Origin of the sequence: Mucilaginibacter sp. NFR10, from assembly GCF_900100445.1 — a bacterium.
In the GTDB taxonomy this organism is placed as follows: domain Bacteria; phylum Bacteroidota; class Bacteroidia; order Sphingobacteriales; family Sphingobacteriaceae; genus Mucilaginibacter; species Mucilaginibacter rubeus.
In genome coordinates this window covers 518,314-538,054 of sequence record NZ_FMTV01000004.1, presented here as the reverse complement: position 1 = coordinate 538,054, position 19,741 = coordinate 518,314, and the positions used below count along the sequence as shown (strand labels likewise).

Sequence of the window (19,741 nt, the reverse complement as noted above, 5' to 3'; positions counted from 1 at the left end):
TTTAATGGCTGTTTTAAAATTTATAGGTTGCGCTTAATGCAAAACTCCTTAGTTTTTGAGGGTTAATGGTGGTGTAACCTATCCAGTATTTTTCATTGGTGAGGTTGTCAAGCTTAGCACCAAACCGGTATTTATTAGTATCATAAAATGCTGATGCTCCTAATACGGTGTAAGCCGGCAGGGTAAATACCCCAATGGCCCGGCTGTTTACGATCTTATTATCGCTGGCATAGTTGCCGCCGAAACCCAGACCAAAACCTTTCACTGCACCTTGATGAAATTTGTAGCTTATCCAAAAATTTGCCAGATATGGCGATGAGGCGGTTGCTGGCCGAAGACCTTCAACGCCGGCATCGGCGCTTTTGGTAAGCTTTGAATCATTATATGAAAAACCTGCTACGATGTTAAGGCCAATTATTGGGTTGGCTATTACTTCGGCTTCAAAACCTTTGCTGTATTGGGTTCCGTCCTGTACCGAAAGAATGGGATTTATGGTGGAAGGACGTACGATATTTTTCACTTTGATATCATAGTAACTTACCGTACCGCTCAATTTACCATCGAAGAGGTCAAGTTTTACGCCACCTTCAATTTGATTGGCTTGCTCAGGCTTAAGCGGTTGGTTGTTTTCGGTAGTACCGGTTTTGTTGTTAAAGCTGTTTTGATAATTGGCAAACAGCGATATGTGGTCTTTAACGGGTTGGTAAACCAAACCAAATTTTGGCGAAAAGGCGGTTTGCTTATATGCCCCGGATGTGGTTTGAGTTGTTGGGTCATAGTTGCCTTTGTTGTCAAACCTGTCTACGCGTAAACCTGCCGATGCTATCAGTTGATCCGTAATATTAAACACATCAGAGATATAAGCGCTGTAGGTATTCCGTTTAAACATGGAAGGGTAGGTAAAACCATAAATGCCGGTAGCATAAAGGGCGTCCATAGCCGCTTTGTTGAAATTGCGGTAGTTTTGATTGCCGGTTACAGATATAGTATCGAGCGTACTGCCAAAAAAATATTGCTGCGAGTTTTCCCTGAAGAAGTCCAGGCCGCCTACAAACCGGTTACGGAATTTACCTATTTTGAAGTCGCCGTTAAAGTTTTGCTGGATCTCGATCATGTCATCTTTACTTTTGCGGGTTGACTGATCGTTACGGGAAATAGAATCGCCTGGCAACAGGTAGTAGTAAGGGCCAAAGCCGTTCGAATAGCTATGGGTGAGGCTCAGGTTGGTACGTGTTGTCCAGGCGTTGGAGATCTTGTATTTTACTTCGCCATAAAAATTCCTGTTTTGTGACGTTTGAGTCAGGTCATTTCCATGATAGCTTTGTTTGTAGTCGAGCTTGAGCTGATCGGCACGACTGTAACCCAGGGCATCGATGGTTTGTCCGTAAGGGAAAAAGAAAATAGATTTTCCGATATTGGTACCATATGACAGTTCAGCATCGGCACTAATGGTTAACCTGTCGGAAGCCTTATAAACAATGCTTGGGTCAATAACCACATTCCGCGAAAAGCCGTTGTTTTGGAAACTACCGTCATGATTAAAAGCAGTATTTAAACGGAAGAGTATCTTTTTATCTTTATCGAGCGGAGTGTTAATATCGGCGCTGCCCCGGTAAAAACCAAAATTGCCGCCAGATAAGCTCACTTCTCCGCCAAATGTATCATAAGGTTTCTTGGTAACACGGTTGATCAGGCCGCCATATGAGGTTAAAGAACTTCCGAATAAAGTAGCGGAGGGGCCTTTAATAATCTCAATCCTGTCGATGTTAGCCGCGTCGATGCCATTAGTTATAATCCCTGCAATGCCGTTACGCATGGTACTTTGTACAATAAAGCCCCTGCTATTATAATAAGCGCCGCCATCGCCGCCACGACCGGTAGCTTCCCACATTTTTTGGATCCCAGGGGCATTTTTTATAGCGTCATCAACAGAAAATATCAATTGTTCCTGCATCAACTGGCTGCTTATGGTATTATAAACTTGTGGGTTTTCGAGGTTGCTTAAAGGCATTTTGGCAACATCCTCGCTTCGTGAACGTTTAAATTTATTGGTTTTATTAGCATTTATATTTACTTCCTGCAAACCATGAATAGTATGATCAACAGTAATAACAGGCAACACAGTTGTTTGCCCGGCTGTTACGGTTACTGGTTTTTCCTGTCCTTTTGTGCCAACTTCAGATACTACAAGTATATAATCTCCTTGCGGGGCTTTAATTTCAAATAAGCCGTTTTCATCGGTTATGGTACCGTACCTGGTGCCTTTAAGTACTGCCGAAACGTTTTCGGCAGGCCCATTTTTTATGGTGACAATTTTACCTTTAAGGATGCCTCTGGCTTGCTGGGCAAGGGCCGGGATGGTGCCTATAAGTAGCACTATAAATGAAAGTGAAAAGATTTTTGAGAATGATGGTTTGGGTTGATCCATTTTATTTAGACTAAATATAAATAATAGCGCAAAAGTAGTCAGGCAGGTGTTATAATGCAAATTATTTATAATAAATCTAAATAGTACACTTAATGTACCTGTTGTTCAGATGCTTGCGGATATAAGAATGGAAAATTGCTAATCCGGTAAGGGATTGTCAAAGCAATACCACCGAAATTATTCAGAAAAAGAGTAGTTAAATTTAAGAATCATGTAAACGGGTTCCTTCTATAATCCTGAAGGCTGTCATCATCTAATGAAGACTTGCGAAGTCCTCCCAAACTTCGTGAGTCTGGTAGATAGATAAGCAATTACTAAATATCCATCACTTCCTTTTTCTTTTTGCTTTTCATCCGCTTTGGTACAAATTCCAGGATTTCAGCTTTTAGTGCTTCAATCATGCGGCGTTTTAAAAAGTTGCGCTGTATCACAATGCTTACCTCACGGGCAGGTTCGGGTGATTTAAAATAGCGCACCTTGTCCAGTTGCTTTTCGGTAAGCTCAGACAGAGCCAACTCGGGGAGGATGGTAGCCCCGTTATTTTGGTCGACCATGCGTTTTAGGGTTTCAACGCTGCCGGTATTGTATTCAAAATGCTGAAAGCCACGGGTTGATTTCCGTCGCTGGCAAATATTTAAAACCTGCTCGCGCATACAATGGCCTTCGTTCAGGATCCAGATCTCCTCCATATCTATATCATCCGGCACAATATTTTTCTTTTTAGAAAGTTTGCTGTTTTTGGATACATAGGCTACAAAATTTTCATAAAATACAGGGATTTCGGTAAGGTTGTTTTCATGAAGCGGGGTAGAAAGGATGCCGCAGTCAAGCATACCAAGTTTTAGCTGTTGAATGATCTCTTCGGTAGTTTGTTCCCATACAATCAGTTTTACCTGCGGATATTTTTCAATAAAGCCATGGATGATTTTGGGTAATATATAGGGTGAAACGGTAGGGATAATGCCTACCCGTAATTCGCCCGACAGTTCCTTTTGCCTGTCGGATATAATTTCCTTGATCTTTTCGCTCTCAGACAGCATTACACGTGCCTGGGTAATTATTTCAATCCCTATTTCGGTAGGCACAACGGGTTGTTTGCTTCGGTCAAAGATCTTAACGCCAAGCGTATCCTCCAGTTTTTGTACCTGCATACTTAATGTTGGTTGGGTAACAAAACATTTTTCGGCTGCCAAAACAAAGCTGCGATAAGTATCAACAGCCACAATATACTCCAGTTGTGTGATAGTCATGTAATATAGATAAATGCTATGTAAAGGTAATAAATATTGATTTTATCTATTCAAATATTTCGCAAGGCTGGATTATAAATGCAACTAATATGAAATCAAAAAAGATGTTAAATACCCACATTTCTAATAAACTAAAGTCCCGTAAACGGGCACTTAAATATTGTAAAACAGCTTGCCAGTCCTTCTGTTAAAATAAATTTTGCAGCCAGATTTTTGGATATTGTTATTTGTTCCGCAGTTCGGTATCTCTGCCAATAATTTCTCTTAAAACAAAACCATTAAATCCTTACTTTAGGATATATGCTTCCTTTATTAATTGCCGAACAAATTCGCGAGGGCGATGCTTATACTATCGCTAATGAACCTGTTGCTTCTATTGATTTGATGGAACGCGCCTCAAAAGCTTTTGTGGGTTGGTTCGTTAACCGTTTCCCCGATAAAAACGAGCCGATAACTTTTTACTGTGGTACAGGGAATAATGGCGGCGACGGGCTTGCCATTGCGCGTATTTTATGTGACCATCATTATAATAAGCTCAACGTTGTAATAGCCCGGTTTTCTGATAAGGCATCGGAGGATTTTAACATCAATTTTGAAAGGCTAAAACAAACTTGCGTATCTATAAAAGAACTTGCCAAAGATGAAGAGATCCCGGCGGATAGCAGCCCGGTAATTATTGACGCCCTGCTTGGCAGCGGCTTGAACAAACCGCTCACCGGCAATTATGAACGGCTGGTTAAGTTCATTAATGATTTGGGCCGAATAGTTGTTGCTGTTGATGTACCCACAGGTTTTTTTTCGGAAGGGGAGGTAGCCAGGGATACCATTGCAATAAAAGCCGACCTTGTAATTACTTTTCAGCAGCCTAAAATCAATTTCCTGTTACCGGAATCGGCACCTTATATCAATTGCTGGGAGGCCGTGAATATTGGCATTAACGAAAAATTTATCCAGTCGTTAAATTCAACATATCAGCTTGTTGAAGAAAAAGATGTGAGACAAATACTAAAACCACGTCATCGTTTCAGCAATAAAGGCACATTTGGTCATGTGCTGATTATTGCAGGGCAGGCAAAAACCATGGGAGCAGCGCTATTAAGCTCATCAGCTGCAGCACACGCAGGGGCCGGCCTGACAACCGCATGCATCCCCGAAAGTGGTTTAACCGCACTCAACAGTTATCAGCCCGAAATTATGGCCGTAGTCAGGAACGGCGATGAGGTGCCTGATATTGATTGGGATAAATTTAGCTCGATAGCTGTGGGACCTGGTTTAGGCAAGGACGCCGAAGCCTTAACATTATTAACGGCAATCATCAAAAACTATAAACAACCGTTGGTTGTTGATGCCGACGCGTTGAACCTGCTTGCAGAAAATAAGACATTATTAACCCAGCTACCCGCGGGAAGCATCTTAACCCCGCACATGAAAGAGTTTGACAGGCTTTTTGGTGAACATATCAACTGGTGGCAGCGGCTGCAAACCACTATAAAAAAGGCAAAGGAGTTAAACCTGTGTATCTTGCTGAAAAATGATTATACCATCATCGCTACACCCAATGGCAAAGCTTTTTTTAACTCATCAGGAAATGCTGCTATGGCAAGCGGAGGTATGGGCGATGTACTTACCGGCGTAATAGCTGCGTTGCTTGGGCAAAAGTATCCGCCGGATCAGGCTTGCATCATTGGTGCCTATATTCACGGTAAGGCCGGCGATGAACTCGCATTGCCAAACCGGATGCATGTTGTTTTACCCGGTAAGCTTATTGCACAATTGCCTGTTACTATGGCAAAGTTAAGGGCATAAAAAAACGGCTGCAAGTATCATACAGCCGTTTTAATTAACTATTAACTGATCTTATAAAGAACTAAATACTCAAATCCGGGAGTTAGGTTTATCAGGTTCACTGGTTCTCGTTTATGTCCTAACTAATCATAAGACGTTTGCACGTTCCTATTAGTTACAAAAAAACTAATAATTGGTTTTGGTTTTCGTTAAAAAAATGTTAAATTATTAAACCAGTGTAGTTTAGGTTTACACAAAATACAAGTAATTAACGTATAAAAATCGAAAAGCTTACATTTTTTCGGATTTATTCCCAAAAAATGTAAGCTTTTAATCATTATTGAGCCCTGGGAGGCCTTTTTCGCTTTAATATTTGCCCATTACCACCATTTGCGATAGTGTTGGACTTTCACTGCCACCTCTTGGCTCAAGAGTTACCGCGAAGGCATCGGCCGAGGCTATGGCTTTCATATTTTTGAATCCGCTTGAATCTGCCGTTGCGTCAAATACACCCAGATCAACAGGTTTACCGCCTACCAGTGCCCAAAGCTGGTATTGATGAGCCTGGTCATTTGCAGGCAATTTAAGGCCTTCCAGGTCAATCACCACTTTTTGTTTGGATGGGCTAAAGGCTACGGTCATCACCGACTCAGGCGATTTTTTAGTTCCTTTCAGGCGGATCAATTTATATGAGGTATCTCTTAAAAGGCTCAGCTCGTTGTCCTTTGCGCTAACGGTAGTGCTAAAATGCTGGTTTTGCAACTGCATAGCATTTAGACGGGTATTGGTATCATTAAGGCGGTTGTAAAGATTATACAAAGCCACCGCGCTTGCTAACAATAAAACAAGGCATGCGGCAAATGCATATTTATAAAAATTAATTTCTTTTTGTTTGTCGGGTGGCCGTGTAACCACAACTTTTTCCCGTTCGGTATGGGTTTGTGTAGGAAAGTCATTATCGTCGCCAAAATTAGTAAGTAAGCTTCCTAATATACGGCTGCGTAAATGTTCAGATGGTTCAATCGCGTTTTCTCCGGCATACAGTTCCATTGAGCGTTCAATTTCGTTAAGCTCAGCCCTAATACCGGGATGCTTTGAAGCCAGTTCTTCAACCTGTAGCTTTTCGGCAGGGGTAACATCCCCCAATACGTAAAGCTCCAGTATCCCTGTTTCAATATATGCTTTTAAATCTTCCACTTCAATTAAAATGTTTTCTGAGTTCCTGGATACCCATTCTTAACCGGGTTTTAACGGTACCCAACGGAATGCCCAATTCTTCGGCAGCTTCCACATGGGTATAGCCTTTAAAATAAACCAGCTCGATGATCAGTTTTTGCTCGGGTTTTAGTGTTTGCACTAAATTTTTAACACCCATTAACTCAGGTTTATAAACCGTGTTTCTCTGCTCGTCAATGAAAGTTACGTTATTTTCAATATCCTGGTTTTTATTCTGATTCTTAAAATCTTTCGATCTGGTCTTATCTATTGCAAGGTTGCGCGCGATATTAACCATCCAGGTAAATAAACGGCCTTTTTCAATATTGTAGCTTGAAAAGGAATGCCAGATTTTTACAAAAGTTTCCTGTAAAACATCTTCGGCTATAGTGGTGTCATTTATAATGCGTGATATTACCCCGAATAAGGAGGTCGAATACATATCATATAAAGCTTCGACGGCAATTTTTTCCCGGTGCCGCAATGATAACACCAGTTCTTCTTCCGACATCGATATTTTTCGTTTCTTACTCAACCCGATGAAGATATAAAGGAATTATCACATTTCAAACAAGTGTTTTTCTGCATGGTAAGATGAGCGCACCAGCGGCCCGCTTTCAACATACCTGAACCCTTTTTGAAGGCCAAATTCCTTATAACGTGCAAATTGATCGGGATGGATCCAGTCAATCACCGGATGATGGTTACGTGTAGGCTGTAAATACTGCCCCAGCGTAAGTATATGAACACCTGCAGCCAGCAAATCATCCATTGCTTCTAAAACATCCTCCTCGGTTTCGCCCAAGCCAAGCATAATGCCTGATTTTGTACGCAAGCCTGCTTCCGAAATATGTTTCAGGGCTTCAAGACTGCGGTCATATTTTGCCTGGATCCGCACCTCTTTGGTAAGGCGCCTTACAGTTTCCAGGTTGTGTGATACAACTTCGGGCCTGGTTTCCAAAACGCGGGCAAGGTTATCCCAGTTGCCTTTAAAATCGGGCAGCAGGGTTTCTAAAGTAGTATCGGGGCTTTCACGGCGAATGGCATTGATGGTTTCGGCCCAGATAATGGAACCGCCGTCTTTCAAATCATCACGATCGACGGACGTAATAACGCAATGTTTTACCTGCATTAGTTTTACAGAAGTTGCTACGCGGTTTGGCTCATCAACATCAACAGCTAAAGGCCTGCCGGTTGCAACGGCACAAAACGAGCACGAACGGGTGCAAATATTACCAAGGATCATGAAAGTGGCCGTGCCGGCACCCCAGCACTCTCCCATATTAGGGCAGTTACCGCTTTCGCATATGGTATGCAGTTTATGAGTATCAACAAGGCTGCGTACGTGAGCATATTCTTTTCCTGTAGGAAGCTTAACCCTAAGCCAATCAGGCTTACGTACAGGCTGGCTAACAGCAGGAACTACCGGCAATTCAATCATGGTACAAATGTAGTTAAATATTTAGTTGATGGGGAATGGTTCATAGTTCATAGTAGCAGCAAATGACTGCAAAATGATCATCAGCATTTGCAGCAACGTAATTAATACTAAAAATACTTTATGAACCCATGAACCATGAACTATGATCCATGAACAAAATCTAAATCAGCACTTCTAAAGTTTCGTCAACGGAGATGCCGCTGTGAGACTGGTCAAGAATGCATTCACCATTTTTAATGAGTAACAGTTGGGGCGATTCGTGGTGTACCTGGAACAATTGCGCTACCTGGTTTGACAGGTCGCGGTATTTGATCAGGTCTAAAAAGTAAAGGGGCATATTTTCGGGAAGATTATCCCAGTCAAGCTCAAAACGCCTTTTGGCCATCATGCTGATGGAGCAGCGTGTGCTATGTTTAAATATAAGGCTATAGCCTTCTTGTTGTTTGATCGCCATTAGCTGATCGGCCGTCTCCAACGAAATCCAGTTCATATTATTAATAGTTAAAATGCTATAACGTAATTATAACACAAAAACTGTGTAGTGTGTTTAAACAGGTTTAAAAATGACAATTAACTGTTAACGGCCTGTTTTAGGATATGAACCGTAAGCCGGGCATAATTTATTTGAGCAGGATGATGCTGTTGCAACTGCCGCGGCTATAAGTGCTATATAAACTAATTTTTTCATATTGAGCTAAAATTAATTGCTTTAACGGATTTTAACTGTTTAATGTTTCAGCAAGGGCTGCCATTTTAATGGCCGTGATGGCCGCTTCGTCGCCTTTATTACCATGTTTACCGCCGGCCCTGTCAATGGCCTGTTGCTGATTATCAGTAGTTAAAACACCAAATATAACAGATTTTGAGTATTTTACGGCAACATTACTTACTCCGTTTGCTACCGCGTTGCAAATAAAATCAAAATGCCTTGTTTCGCCCTGTATTACACATCCCAGGCAAATTACAGCATCAAGGTTGCCTTTTTTTAATAACAGCTCTGCTCCCGATGTAAGTTCAAAGCTGCCCGGTACCTGGTATGAAAAAATGTTTTCGGCCAGTGCGCCATTGCTTATCAGGCTTTTGTATGCACCCTGGTAAAGCGCATTAGTAATTTCGGCATTCCATTCGGCCACAACTATACCGAAGCGGTACGGTGCTGCTGATGGTATTTCGGTATTCGAAAAGTCGGAAAGGTTTTTAAGATGGGTAGCCATTTGATTTCGGATTTGGGAATTTCGAAGGTTCGATTTCGGATTTGTTAAGCCTTGTGATCGACGATCAAAATCTGCTTATAAAAAAAATCGATTCCGAATTTAAAGGTATTTAAAACCTGATAAATCCGAAATCGAAATTCTCAAATCCGATATTAAAATTATTGTTTTGCTTCGGCGCGGGCTATATACTCGTCGATATTTTGAGCCTCAGCGCTTTCAGGATATTCGGTTTTTATTCTTTTATAAGCTTCAGCAGCTTCTTTATTGTTTTTTTGAGCCTCATAAGTTAAACCTAACTTCTTAAGGTAAAGCGGCGATAAAAATTTATTCTTTGCTTTATCAGCAGCTTTGCTGAAATAAGTTTCTGCTTTTTCGTAATCTTTCAGTTCAACATAAGCGTCGCCTGTGCTGCCAAAAGCCTCGGCTGCTACCATGTTATCGTCGCCGCGGTAATTGGTTAGGTTATCAATTGCTTTGCGGTAGTCACCTTTATTTAAATAAGCTGTACCTAAGTAAAAATAAGCAAGGTTAGCAGCTTTGGTATTGCTGTAATCGCTGATGATCTTTTCAAAACCAGGGAAACCGGCATCGCCTTTAATGGCTTTGTCCCAGTTTTTTTGCTGCCAAAAATCCTGCGCTTTGTACATTTGGTTAGCGGCAGTAACTTCACGTGGACCTAAGTATAATTTAATGTAAATGAAATAAATAGCAATAAGGGCAATAATAGCCCCTACAATAAATAGTAAGCTTTTCTGGTTCTCGCGTACAAATTTGCCACTCTGACCAAAATTGTTTTCTGGTGCTGCAATTTTGGTGTTCGCCTGGGTTTTTGACATTGTTGTTCTAAAATTAAGTTTGCAAAAATACGGTTTTCAAATTTACTGGCAATACCTTTTGTATTAAATCTTTAAAGAGAGTGGTTCATGGTTAATAGTTCATGGTTCATAGCCGCTGGTAGCTTCTTTACACGTTAAAAAGGATGTTAATGCTTAATAGATTTAAAGATTACTATGAACTATTAACCATGAACCATGAACAACTCAAAAAAACGTAACTTTGCCATCCCATGCACCTGCAACAGCTGTCAGTTATTAACTTTAAAAATTACGATGAAGCCGAACTGGTTTTCAGCGAGGGGGTTAACGCTTTTACAGGTAATAATGGCGCCGGCAAAACCAATTTGCTTGATGCTATTCATTACCTGTCGTTATGTAAAAGCTATTTTAACCCGATAGACAGCCAGCAGATTAAACAGGGTACCGATTTTTTTATCATCACCGGCATCTTTAATAAAAACAATCAGCCCGAAGCTGTTGCCTGTTCTGTAAAGCGTAATCAAAAGAAACAGTTTAAGCGCAATAAAAAAGATTATCAGCGCCTGGCTGATCATATCGGACTGTTACCGCTGGTAATGATATCACCAAATGATACCAGTATCATAACCGAAGGTAGCGAAGAGCGCCGAAAGTTTATCGATAATGTGATATCGCAAACAGATAATCATTATCTGGATGAACTGATTGTTTATAATAAAATTCTTACCAATCGTAACGCGCTTTTAAAGCAGGTAGCGGATACAGGGCGATATGATGCCGGCTTGTTTGAAGTGATTGATGAGCAACTGAACGCTTCGGGCAATCGAATTTTTGAAAGGCGCCGTGCCTTTATGGAGGGTTTTGTTACTATATTTAATAAGCATTACAGTTTTTTGAGCGATAATGCCGAGCATGTTGACCTCGTGTATGAATCGCAACTGCTTGCCGATGATTTAAATAATTTATTAAAAAAGAGTTTTGACCGTGACAGGGCGTTGGAGCGTACCACGGCGGGCATTCACAAAGATGATCTGCAATTCAATATCCATGGTATGGCCATGAAAAAGTTTGGGTCGCAGGGACAGCAAAAGTCATTTTTAATTGCCCTTAAACTTGCTCAATATACTTTTTTATACCAGCAAAAAGGATTTAAACCCCTGCTTTTGCTTGATGATATTTTTGACAAACTTGATGATGGCCGGGTTACCAAATTAATGCAAATGGTATCCAACAACGATTTTGGCCAGGTTTTTATAACCGATACAGGGGTTGAACGTGTTGGAAGCGTTTTTAATAAAATAGGGGTACCTGTTAAACTATTTAAAGTAAAGGGAGGAGCGATTGATGCGTAAAACCAACGACAAAACACTTAAGGAAGCTATTGAGCAAATGCTTAATGTGTATAAGATCAAGCGGCGTTTTGACGAAACCGGTGTAATTACTGCCTGGCCCGACCTGGTAGGCAAATCGGTAGCCAATCGCACTAAAGAGTTATTTGTGCGCGATAAGAAATTATTCCTGCGGATAGAATCGTCAGTAATAAAAAATGAATTGATGCTAATGCGCAGCCAGATAATTGAAAAGATAAATAACGAAGCTAAAAGTGTGCTTGTTGAGGAAATTATCTTCCTCTAAGCATGCGTAAGCTGTTATGCTTTAATTTGATATCATCCGTAAGCTTTGAATAAGCGAGAATGAACAGACCGGGAATGATAAGCGCGAGCTGGGCTTCAGGGTGTGTTCTGTAAAGCATTAGTGATCCAATAACCAACATTACCAATATAAGTACGTAAAATATGTATTTGAATAATGGTTTCATGTTTTGTGATATTATTGGTTGATTAAAATATGTAATATTGTTTAGGTGGATATTGTAAAGTTACAAAAGATGTAACCATAATTACAAAAAAAACGTAAAAATTTCGGGCGTAACTTTTAGCTTACGTAATTACACCCGAAATAAGTTACTTAAAACCTTTCAAAAGCCGAGAAAAAGAAGTTTCCTTCAATGTCGGCATTCTCGTCGGAGTCTGAGCCATGAACGGCATTTTCACCAATTGATCTTGCATACAGATTACGGATGGTACCTTCAGCGGCATCGGCCGGGTTAGTGGCCCCGATCAGTTTACGGAATTCGACAATAGCGTTGTCTTTTTCAAGAATAGCTGCTACAATAGGGCCCGATGACATAAATTCAACTAATCCGTTGTAAAAAGGACGTTCTTTGTGCACTTCATAAAACTGGCCCGCTTTTTCGGCAGATAATTTAGTGTATTTAAGCGCCACGATCTTAAAGCCGTTTTTGGTAATAATGTCTAAAATAGCACCGATATTCCCGTCTGCAACGGCATCAGGCTTTATCATGGTAAATGTTCTGTTGTTTTTCATTGAAATAATTGTTTCTTTTTTGGGTTATTAATAGATTAAATGCCTTTGTTACGTTAGTTTTAAAATATAAGCTTGCTGATGCTTATGATAACATTTAAAATTTGCGGCAAAAATAGGCTTTTGTAACTGTAAGATAAAGCTTTTTGAATTAAATTAGATGGTTTGTATTTCATTTATTTATTTAGCTTTGCAACTCTTTTTTTAAGAATTGATGTTAGATTTAGCTTCGCTTACTGACCTTTTAACGAAACCTCAAAAAATAGTGATCACTACCCATCATAAACCTGATGGTGATGCTATGGGGTCGTCATTAGGCTTATATAATTATTTGATACAGCAGGGCCATCATGCCAGGGTTATTGCCCCTACAGATTATCCTGACTTTTTAAGCTGGCTGCCGGGTAACGAGAATGTCATTATTTATACCGAGCACCGCGAAGAAGCTGCCGCCCTGATAGCAGATGCGAAACTTATATTTTGCCTCGACTTTAATGCGCTGAGCCGTATCAATGACATGGGCGAGCTGGTTGGCGAGAGTAATGCCTATAAGATCATGATCGATCATCACCTGGAGCCTGCCGATTTTGACGATTACAGGCACTGGGATATCAATGCCTGTGCTACTGCGCAGTTGGTATATGATTTTATAGTAAACGAGCTTCACCACAAAGAACTTGTAAATAAGGATGTGGCAACCTGCCTTTATACAGGTATTATGACCGATTCGGCTTCATTCAGGCTTCCCAACACTACATCCGGAGTTCATCGCATAGTTGCCGATTTGATAGATGCCGGTGCGGTTAACTGGCGCATTCATGAGTTGGTGTATAATAGCGCATCTGAAAACAGGCTGCGCTTTTTAGGCCATTGCCTGGCTAATTGCCTGGAGGTGTTGCCCGAATTTAATACAGCTATAATTGCAGTTAACAAACATGACCTGGAACGTTTTGATGTTGAAACAGGCGACACAGAAGGTGTGGTAAATTATGCATTATCGATGGCAAGCATCCGTTTGGCTGCTTTCATAGTTGAACGAAGCGACAGGGTAAAACTTTCATTACGCTCAAAAGGCGAGTTCCCGGCCAACGAGATTTGCAAAAAATACTTTAATGGCGGCGGTCACCGCAATGCGGCCGGTGGTCATTCTGAGGATAGCCTTGAACAGGTTATACAACAATTTAAACAAATTTTACCCGAATATAAAAAACTATTAATACAGTAAAAAAGTAATGATGAAAAGAAAACTGATGTTTCTGTCACTTGCGGCTATTGGATTTGCAAGTTGCAACGGTGGGTTTAAGCAAGGCGAAGGCGGCTTGCTTTATAATATCCACACCTCAAAAGGCAATCCTAAAGTTAAGGAAGGTGACTTTATGACACTGAACATGATCCTCAAAACCGATAAGGATTCAATTATCAATAACTCTTATGATAACGGCCAGCCTATACCAACGCTGATGCCTAAACCTCAAACCAAAGGTGATATTGTTTCTGGCTTAGCATTATTGGGCGAAGGTGATAGCGCCACCTTTAAAATTGCTGCTGATTCGGTATTTAAAGGCGGTCAGCAACGCCCGCCGGGCTTTAAAGGTAAATACCTGGTTTATACTATTAAAATTGAAAAGGTAGTTGCTAAAGGCGCACTTACCGAGCAAGTTTTCCGCGATCGCGTTACCCAATACATGAAAGGTCAAACCGACGCCCTTAAAGGTAAAGAGCCTGCTAAGATCCAGGGTTACCTGGATGCACATAAAGACTTGAAATTTGTAAAAACTGCATCAGGTTTAAATTATGCAGTTACTACACCAGGCAGTGGTGCTAACGTAGCAGTAGGTGATACAGCAGTAATTAATTATACTTTAAGGCTTGTTACTGGCAAAGTTTTGGAAACAAGTGTTAAAGCAGTAGCTGTAAAAGAAAAGATGCAGATCAACCCGATGAACCCTTATCAACCTATTCGCATTCCGGTAGGTGAAGGTAAAGTGATCAAAGGCTGGGACGAAGCTTTTCAATTGTTTAATAAAGGGACTAAAGCGATGTTGGTTATTCCATCATCATTAGGTTATGGCGATCAGGGAAGCCAGCAAATGCAGCCTTATACGCCGCTTGTATTTGAAGTTGAGCTGGTAAATATCATCCACCCAAATCCAAATGCACCAAAACCGGTTGCACCGCAAATGCAAATGCCAACCCCGACGACTAAATAGTTATCATGTTTTACAAAGCCTTTCCTGCTTAAAACAGGAAAGGCTTTTTTATTTATAACTTATGAAAAAACATATTTTTTCTTTTTTATTGCCGGCGCTTTCCGCGCTTGCTTTAAATGCAGGTGCGCAAACGGCTGGTTTGCAGAAAACCGCTAAAGGCGCGCTTTACCAGATCTATACTGCTAACCCGGGCAACAAAGCTAAGATCAACGATGTGCTTACTTTTAACTTTATCCAGAAAACCGATAAAGATTCAGTACTGTTCAGTAGTTATAAGGCAGGGCATCCCGTACAAGCCCAGGTGCAGGCCTCGCAAAATGTAGGCGACCTGATGGAAATATTCCCGCTGCTTGCAGCAAAAGACAGTGCCCTGGTTAAAATTCCAACCGATTCGGTATTTGTTGGTCATGAAGAAGCCCGCCCGCCATTTTTACCTAAAGGCAGCTTTCTTACTTTTATTTTAAAGATAGAGAAGGTTCAATCGTTAAATGATGCCATTGCCGAAAGGAATGCAGGCCTTGAAAAACTAAAACAAGCTGAAACAGCCGACAGAGAAAGCTATATTACGGCACATGGTCTTAAACCTGTTACTACAGCTTCAGGCTTAAAATACGTGATAACCAGCCCAACAACCAAAAGAAAGCCACTTAACGGCGATACCGTGCTGGTAAATTATACCGGAAAGTTGCTTAACGGTAAACTGTTTGATACCAGTATTGAAGCTAACGCCAAAGCGGCGGGTATACAACAACCAGGCCGTCCGTATGAGCCTATAAGCGTTGTTTTAGGCGAGCACAGGGTAATATCAGGTTGGGATGAAGGTTTGCTTTTATTAAATGAAGGTTCAAAAGCAACATTTATCATTCCTTCAAATCTTGCCTACGGCGAACGTCCTTACGGATCCGAAATCCCCGGATACAGCACATTGGTATTCGATATCGAACTGGTAAAAGTAAAACCAGGCAAACATGCCGCGGTTACCCCGAAACCGGCTGCTGGTAAAGCTCCACTAAAAAAAGCCGGCACAAAGAAACCGGCCGCTAAAAAGAACTGATAGAAGAAACCTCTCGCCAAAAGCGGGAGGTTTTTTGTTGGTAGTCGTCAGGTAATTAATTGAAAGTATCGATACTTTACCGCTATAAATTCGTTATTAGGTATTCAAGGTTTATTTTTGCAGCATGGTTTTAACCGACACGCACACCCATCAATACTACGAAACCATTCCTGAAAAACGCGCGGCGTTAATGCAGCGTTGTATCGATAATAACATTACCCGTTTATTTTTACCCAATGTTGATGCGGCTTCCGTTCCGCTGGTTTATGGTTTGGCGAATGAGTATCCTCAATATTGCTACCCCATGCTGGGCTTACATCCTTGTGATGTAAAGGAGAATTGGGAAGAAGAACTTTCGGCCATCATGAATGCCCATCAGCAAAATAAAATCTATGCCATAGGCGAGATAGGTATTGACCTGTATTGGGATAAAACGCATTTAAAGGAGCAGGTAGATGCGTTTGTAAAACAGATCAATTGGGCCAAAAGCCTTGATCTGGCCATTGTGATCCACTGTCGCGATGCTTTTGATGAGGTGTACGAAGTGCTGAAGGGGGAAGCAGATGAAAGGTTACGGGGTATTTTTCATTGTTTTGGAGGTACTCTTGAACAAGCTCAAAAAATGATCGACCTTAATTTTTACCTGGGCATAGGTGGGGTAGTTACCTACAAAAACTCGGGGCTTGATAAAGTAATACCGGAAATTGACCTTAAACATATCGTTTTAGAAACAGATTCTCCGTACCTTACGCCTGTTCCGTTCAGGGGTAAACCTAACGAAAGCTCGTACCTGGTATATATAGCCCAAAAGGTAGCAGAGCTTCACCAAACAAGCCTTGAAAAAGTGGCAGAGGTCACTACCGAAAATTCCAGGCTTGTATTCGGAATATAAAATTGTTTAATATTTATATACAGCATAAACTTAATTAATGAGCCAAATTTTGATCATCTATACCGGAGGGACAATAGGTATGATGAGTGATCCGGTTACAAAGGTACTCAAGCCTATCAACTTTGAGCAAATAATGGATAACGTGCCCGAGCTTGAAAAGCTTAACTGCCGTATCAAAGTACACTCGTTTGATGAGATCATTGATTCATCAAACATGAACCCCGAAATCTGGAGCGAGCTGGCCGGTTTGATCCAGTCAAACTATCATGATAATGATGGTTTCGTGATTTTGCACGGCTCGGATACGATGGCATATACCGCGTCGGCATTAAGTTTTATGTTAGAAAACTTAGGCAAGCCCATTATTTTCACAGGCTCGCAACTGCCGATAAGCGCCATCCGCACTGATGCAAAGGAAAACCTGATGACAGCTATTGAAATAGCTAAAGCTAAAAAGAATGACCGCGCCCGCGTGCCCGAGGTTTGTATCTATTTTGACTATAAACTGTTCCGTGGTAACAGGGCTTTTAAATATAATTCATCAAAGTTTGAGGCTTTCCGCTCGCCAAACTATCCTATATTGGCCGAATCGGGCGTTCATTTACGCTTTAGCGCGAACGATATCAGGCTGCCTGAAGACGAAAGCTCGTTAATTGTACACAATAACCTGGTGAATGATGTTGGCGTATTGAAGTTATACCCGGGCATAAGCCCTAAAGTGGTTGAGAACATTTTAAGCGCCGACGTGCGGGGTATAGTAATGGAAACCTTCGGGGCCGGTAATACCACAACCGACAGTTGGTTTATCGATTTGCTTAAAAACGCTATCGACAGCGGTAAGGTGATCCTTGATATTTCGCAATGTAAGGTAGGTACGGTTGAACTCGGCCGTTACGAAACCAGCAAACACCTCAAAGATATCGGCGTAGCCAACGGCTATGACATGACCTTTGAATCAGCTGTTACCAAAATGATGTACCTGCTGGGCCAAAGCGATGATCCCTTGCAGGTAAAAGAATGGCTGGAAACGGATTTGAGAGGCGAGATTACGGTATCGTAAATTCATCGATTACTGTTGTACTGAATATGAAAATTTGACAGATTTTAACGCGAGGCCTTTGAAGACTTACGAAGTTTTTGAAACTTCGTAAGTCTGGATTGGTTAATAAGGATGTTCATGTAAGATTTAAAATATCCTTCTATTAATAAGCTTCATAAAACTATCTTTAAATTTTTCGCTTACAGGGATGTGTTTATCCGCAATATAAATATGGTTGTCCTGAATTTTTACCAGTTGTTTGGTATTTACAATATAAGAGTTGTGTACCCGCACAAAGGGGGCCGAAAGCTGCTCTTCAATATCCTTGAGCCTGCGGTAAATTAATAGCTGTTCCTGGCTGGTAACAAGCCGTACATATTCCTTTTCGCCTTCAAAGTATAAGATCTCGTCCAGTAGGATCCTGCGTAACACCTTGCCCGATTTTATAAAGAAATAGCCCTCATTAACCGGGGTTTGTTGCATCACCGGTTCGGACTTGCCAAAATACGCTTCAATCTTTTGCATGGCTGCCAGGAAGCGTTTCAGTGTGATTGGTTTCAGCAGATAATCAATAGTTTGATAGGTATAGCTTTCGGCAGCATATTCTGAATAGGCAGTAGTAAACACAATTTTGGTTTGCGGTGGAAGCAAGCCTGCCAGCTCCATGCCCGTTAATTGCGGCATGTTGATATCCAAGAAAATAAAATCAACCTTATTGGTTTTTAAAAAAGCCAGTGCCTCAAGCGCGTTATAACATTTGGCTTTAAGCTGCCACTGCGTACTTTGCTGCACCAGGATCTCCAGCAGGTTAACCGCGTTAGGTTCGTCATCAATTATGATACAGCTTAAATTCATGCTATCGGGATCTTTAAAAACGCGGCAAAGGTGTTGTTACTTTTATCAATTTTCAGGTCAAAATTTGAACCGTACAGCATGGTTAGCCTTTTGGTTAAGTTGACAATGCCGAAACCGGCAGCGCGTTTGCTTGCTACTTCGGTATGGATAGCATTGTTGGTTTTAAAAAAGAGATAATCACCCTGCTGAACCAAAGATATACCAATAAGGTTTTGTTCGCTCGATTTGTCGATGCCGTGCTTAAAAATATTCTCTACAAAAGTCATGAGCAGCATAGGCGGGATGCGCAGATCCGAATTGAAATTCTTTTCAAAAAAAACAACCACCTCATGCCTGATCCTGATTTTTTCTAATGCGATATAGTTTTCAATAAACTGTACTTCGGTGCCGATGGCTACATCATCCTTGGGGCTTTCATCAACAAAATAGCGCATAATGTCCGAAAGCCGCTCAATTAATGCCGCGGTACGGGGAGCCTCACGGTAAGCTTCGTAATAAATATTATTAAGTGTATTGAACAAAAAGTGCGGTTGCACTTGTGATTTAAGCAGGTTTAGTTCGGCCTGGCTTTTTTGAATCATAATCTCTTCCGTTTGCTGCTTCAGCTTAAAATAAGCTATTGCTATGCGAAAGATCAGGCTCATAATGAAAATGAGCACTCCGCCCGAAACGTAATTAATGATGGCTTTTTGACTGATATGCTCTGGTGTTTTTGCAAAAAAGGTATTATAAATAAGCAGGGTTGAATAACCCCGGAGCACACCCGTTGCCACTAAAAAAATGATGACAAGTAATACATACCAAATATATTTTTCCTTTTGGTAAAATACAGGATACAGGAAGAGGATGTTACCATATATGATAGCTGCGTAAAACGTAGTGTTAACAATGGTATAAACAGTCGATTGGCCTGCTCCATCCATCGGCAGATAAGAAAAAAACAGTAACAGCGACACCGCTAACCATATCAAAAGCTGGAGTTGTGTAATGGATGGGCGGGTTTTAAATAGTTGCATTTTTAAAATTACTAAGCTTTTTGTTTGTGGATGCCGGTTTTAAATAGTTGCCGGCATTTATTCAATAAATGGCACTAAATGTTCAATAAGTTGGTCTGCAGGTATATTATTGAATAAATACAGTAGTAGGCTAAAAAGAACG

General features: G+C 41.0%; 20 protein-coding genes. 8 read left to right on the top strand and 12 right to left on the bottom strand.

Annotated features, from left to right (window positions below):
• Positions 1-13: 13 nt before the first annotated feature.
• Together BLP33_RS16765 and BLP33_RS16760 are read right to left on the bottom strand one after the other, a co-directional pair.
• Positions 14-2,428, bottom strand: coding sequence for a TonB-dependent receptor (locus BLP33_RS16765; RefSeq protein WP_090531004.1), 2,415 nt, complete (start codon positions 2,426-2,428; stop codon positions 14-16).
• Positions 2,429-2,742: 314 nt separating this feature from the next.
• Complete coding sequence (locus tag BLP33_RS16760) at positions 2,743-3,678, bottom strand: hydrogen peroxide-inducible genes activator (protein WP_090531001.1); 936 nt, start codon at positions 3,676-3,678, stop codon at positions 2,743-2,745.
• Between the two features lie 300 nt (positions 3,679-3,978).
• Here BLP33_RS16760 and BLP33_RS16755 point away from each other — a divergent pair, with 300 nt between their 5' ends.
• On the top strand, positions 3,979-5,484 hold the full coding sequence (locus BLP33_RS16755) for an NAD(P)H-hydrate dehydratase (protein WP_090530998.1): 1,506 nt from the start codon (positions 3,979-3,981) through the stop codon (positions 5,482-5,484).
• 345 nt (positions 5,485-5,829) lie between these two features.
• Here BLP33_RS16755 and BLP33_RS16750 read toward each other — a convergent pair whose 3' ends face one another.
• From BLP33_RS16750 to BLP33_RS16725, 6 genes are all read right to left on the bottom strand, one after another.
• Positions 5,830-6,660 (bottom strand): anti-sigma factor, encoded by an 831-nt coding sequence (locus tag BLP33_RS16750; RefSeq protein WP_090530995.1) that lies wholly within the window; start codon positions 6,658-6,660, stop codon positions 5,830-5,832.
• A 1-nt stretch (position 6,661) separates the two neighbouring features.
• Positions 6,662-7,189, bottom strand: coding sequence for an RNA polymerase sigma factor (locus BLP33_RS16745; RefSeq protein ID WP_371328324.1), 528 nt, complete (start codon positions 7,187-7,189; stop codon positions 6,662-6,664).
• A gap of 48 nt (positions 7,190-7,237) precedes the next feature.
• Positions 7,238-8,119 carry a lipoyl synthase gene (gene lipA, locus BLP33_RS16740; protein ID WP_090530990.1) on the bottom strand — a complete coding sequence of 294 codons (882 nt, stop codon included), beginning with the start codon at positions 8,117-8,119 and terminating at the stop codon, positions 7,238-7,240.
• Positions 8,120-8,279: 160 nt separating this feature from the next.
• Positions 8,280-8,609 (bottom strand): bacillithiol system redox-active protein YtxJ, encoded by a 330-nt coding sequence (gene ytxJ, locus BLP33_RS16735; protein ID WP_090530987.1) that lies wholly within the window; start codon positions 8,607-8,609, stop codon positions 8,280-8,282.
• A 229-nt stretch (positions 8,610-8,838) separates the two neighbouring features.
• Complete coding sequence (gene ribH, locus BLP33_RS16730) at positions 8,839-9,333, bottom strand: 6,7-dimethyl-8-ribityllumazine synthase (RefSeq protein WP_090530985.1); 495 nt, start codon at positions 9,331-9,333, stop codon at positions 8,839-8,841.
• Between the two features lie 158 nt (positions 9,334-9,491).
• Positions 9,492-10,169, bottom strand: coding sequence for a tetratricopeptide repeat protein (locus BLP33_RS16725; protein WP_090530982.1), 678 nt, complete (start codon positions 10,167-10,169; stop codon positions 9,492-9,494).
• 230 nt (positions 10,170-10,399) lie between these two features.
• On the opposite strand from BLP33_RS16725, the gene BLP33_RS16720 reads away from it, so the two are divergent.
• Positions 10,400-11,500, top strand: coding sequence for a DNA replication/repair protein RecF (locus tag BLP33_RS16720; protein WP_090530979.1), 1,101 nt, complete (start codon positions 10,400-10,402; stop codon positions 11,498-11,500).
• Positions 11,493-11,783, top strand: a complete 291-nt coding sequence (locus BLP33_RS16715; protein ID WP_090530976.1) for a DciA family protein — start codon at positions 11,493-11,495, stop codon at positions 11,781-11,783. The genes BLP33_RS16720 and BLP33_RS16715 overlap by 8 nt, the downstream gene beginning before the upstream one ends.
• Here BLP33_RS16715 and BLP33_RS16710 read toward each other — a convergent pair.
• Complete coding sequence (locus tag BLP33_RS16710) at positions 11,770-11,967, bottom strand: hypothetical protein (RefSeq protein WP_090530973.1); 198 nt, start codon at positions 11,965-11,967, stop codon at positions 11,770-11,772. The two genes, BLP33_RS16715 and BLP33_RS16710, sit on opposite strands and share 14 nt — an antisense overlap.
• Before the next feature lie 149 nt (positions 11,968-12,116).
• Entirely contained in the window at positions 12,117-12,536 is a 420-nt protein-coding gene (locus BLP33_RS16705; RefSeq protein WP_090530970.1) for a nucleoside-diphosphate kinase, read from the bottom strand.
• Positions 12,537-12,747: 211 nt separating this feature from the next.
• On the opposite strand from BLP33_RS16705, the gene BLP33_RS16700 reads away from it, so the two are divergent.
• The 5 genes from BLP33_RS16700 (at position 12,748) to BLP33_RS16680 (ending at position 17,749) form a co-directional block, all read left to right on the top strand.
• The gene (locus tag BLP33_RS16700) at positions 12,748-13,758 is read left to right on the top strand and encodes a DHH family phosphoesterase (RefSeq protein ID WP_090530968.1); all 1,011 of its coding nucleotides are present in this window, start codon (positions 12,748-12,750) and stop codon (positions 13,756-13,758) included.
• Positions 13,759-13,765: 7 nt separating this feature from the next.
• The gene (locus BLP33_RS16695) at positions 13,766-14,743 is read left to right on the top strand and encodes an FKBP-type peptidyl-prolyl cis-trans isomerase (RefSeq protein WP_090530965.1); all 978 of its coding nucleotides are present in this window, start codon (positions 13,766-13,768) and stop codon (positions 14,741-14,743) included.
• 61 nt (positions 14,744-14,804) lie between these two features.
• Entirely contained in the window at positions 14,805-15,797 is a 993-nt protein-coding gene (locus BLP33_RS16690; RefSeq protein ID WP_090530961.1) for an FKBP-type peptidyl-prolyl cis-trans isomerase, read from the top strand.
• 124 nt (positions 15,798-15,921) lie between these two features.
• Positions 15,922-16,689: a TatD family hydrolase gene (locus BLP33_RS16685; RefSeq protein WP_090530958.1), complete on the top strand. Its 768-nt coding sequence runs from the start codon at positions 15,922-15,924 to the stop codon at positions 16,687-16,689.
• A gap of 37 nt (positions 16,690-16,726) precedes the next feature.
• The gene (locus BLP33_RS16680; RefSeq protein ID WP_090530955.1) at positions 16,727-17,749 is read left to right on the top strand and encodes an asparaginase; all 1,023 of its coding nucleotides are present in this window, start codon (positions 16,727-16,729) and stop codon (positions 17,747-17,749) included.
• A gap of 126 nt (positions 17,750-17,875) precedes the next feature.
• Here the strand turns inward: BLP33_RS16680 and BLP33_RS16675 are convergent, their stop codons facing one another.
• Positions 17,876-18,583, bottom strand: coding sequence for a LytR/AlgR family response regulator transcription factor (locus BLP33_RS16675; RefSeq protein WP_090530952.1), 708 nt, complete (start codon positions 18,581-18,583; stop codon positions 17,876-17,878).
• Positions 18,580-19,599, bottom strand: coding sequence for a sensor histidine kinase (locus tag BLP33_RS16670; RefSeq protein WP_090530947.1), 1,020 nt, complete (start codon positions 19,597-19,599; stop codon positions 18,580-18,582). The genes BLP33_RS16675 and BLP33_RS16670 overlap by 4 nt, the downstream gene beginning before the upstream one ends.
• Positions 19,600-19,741: the final 142 nt, after the last annotated feature.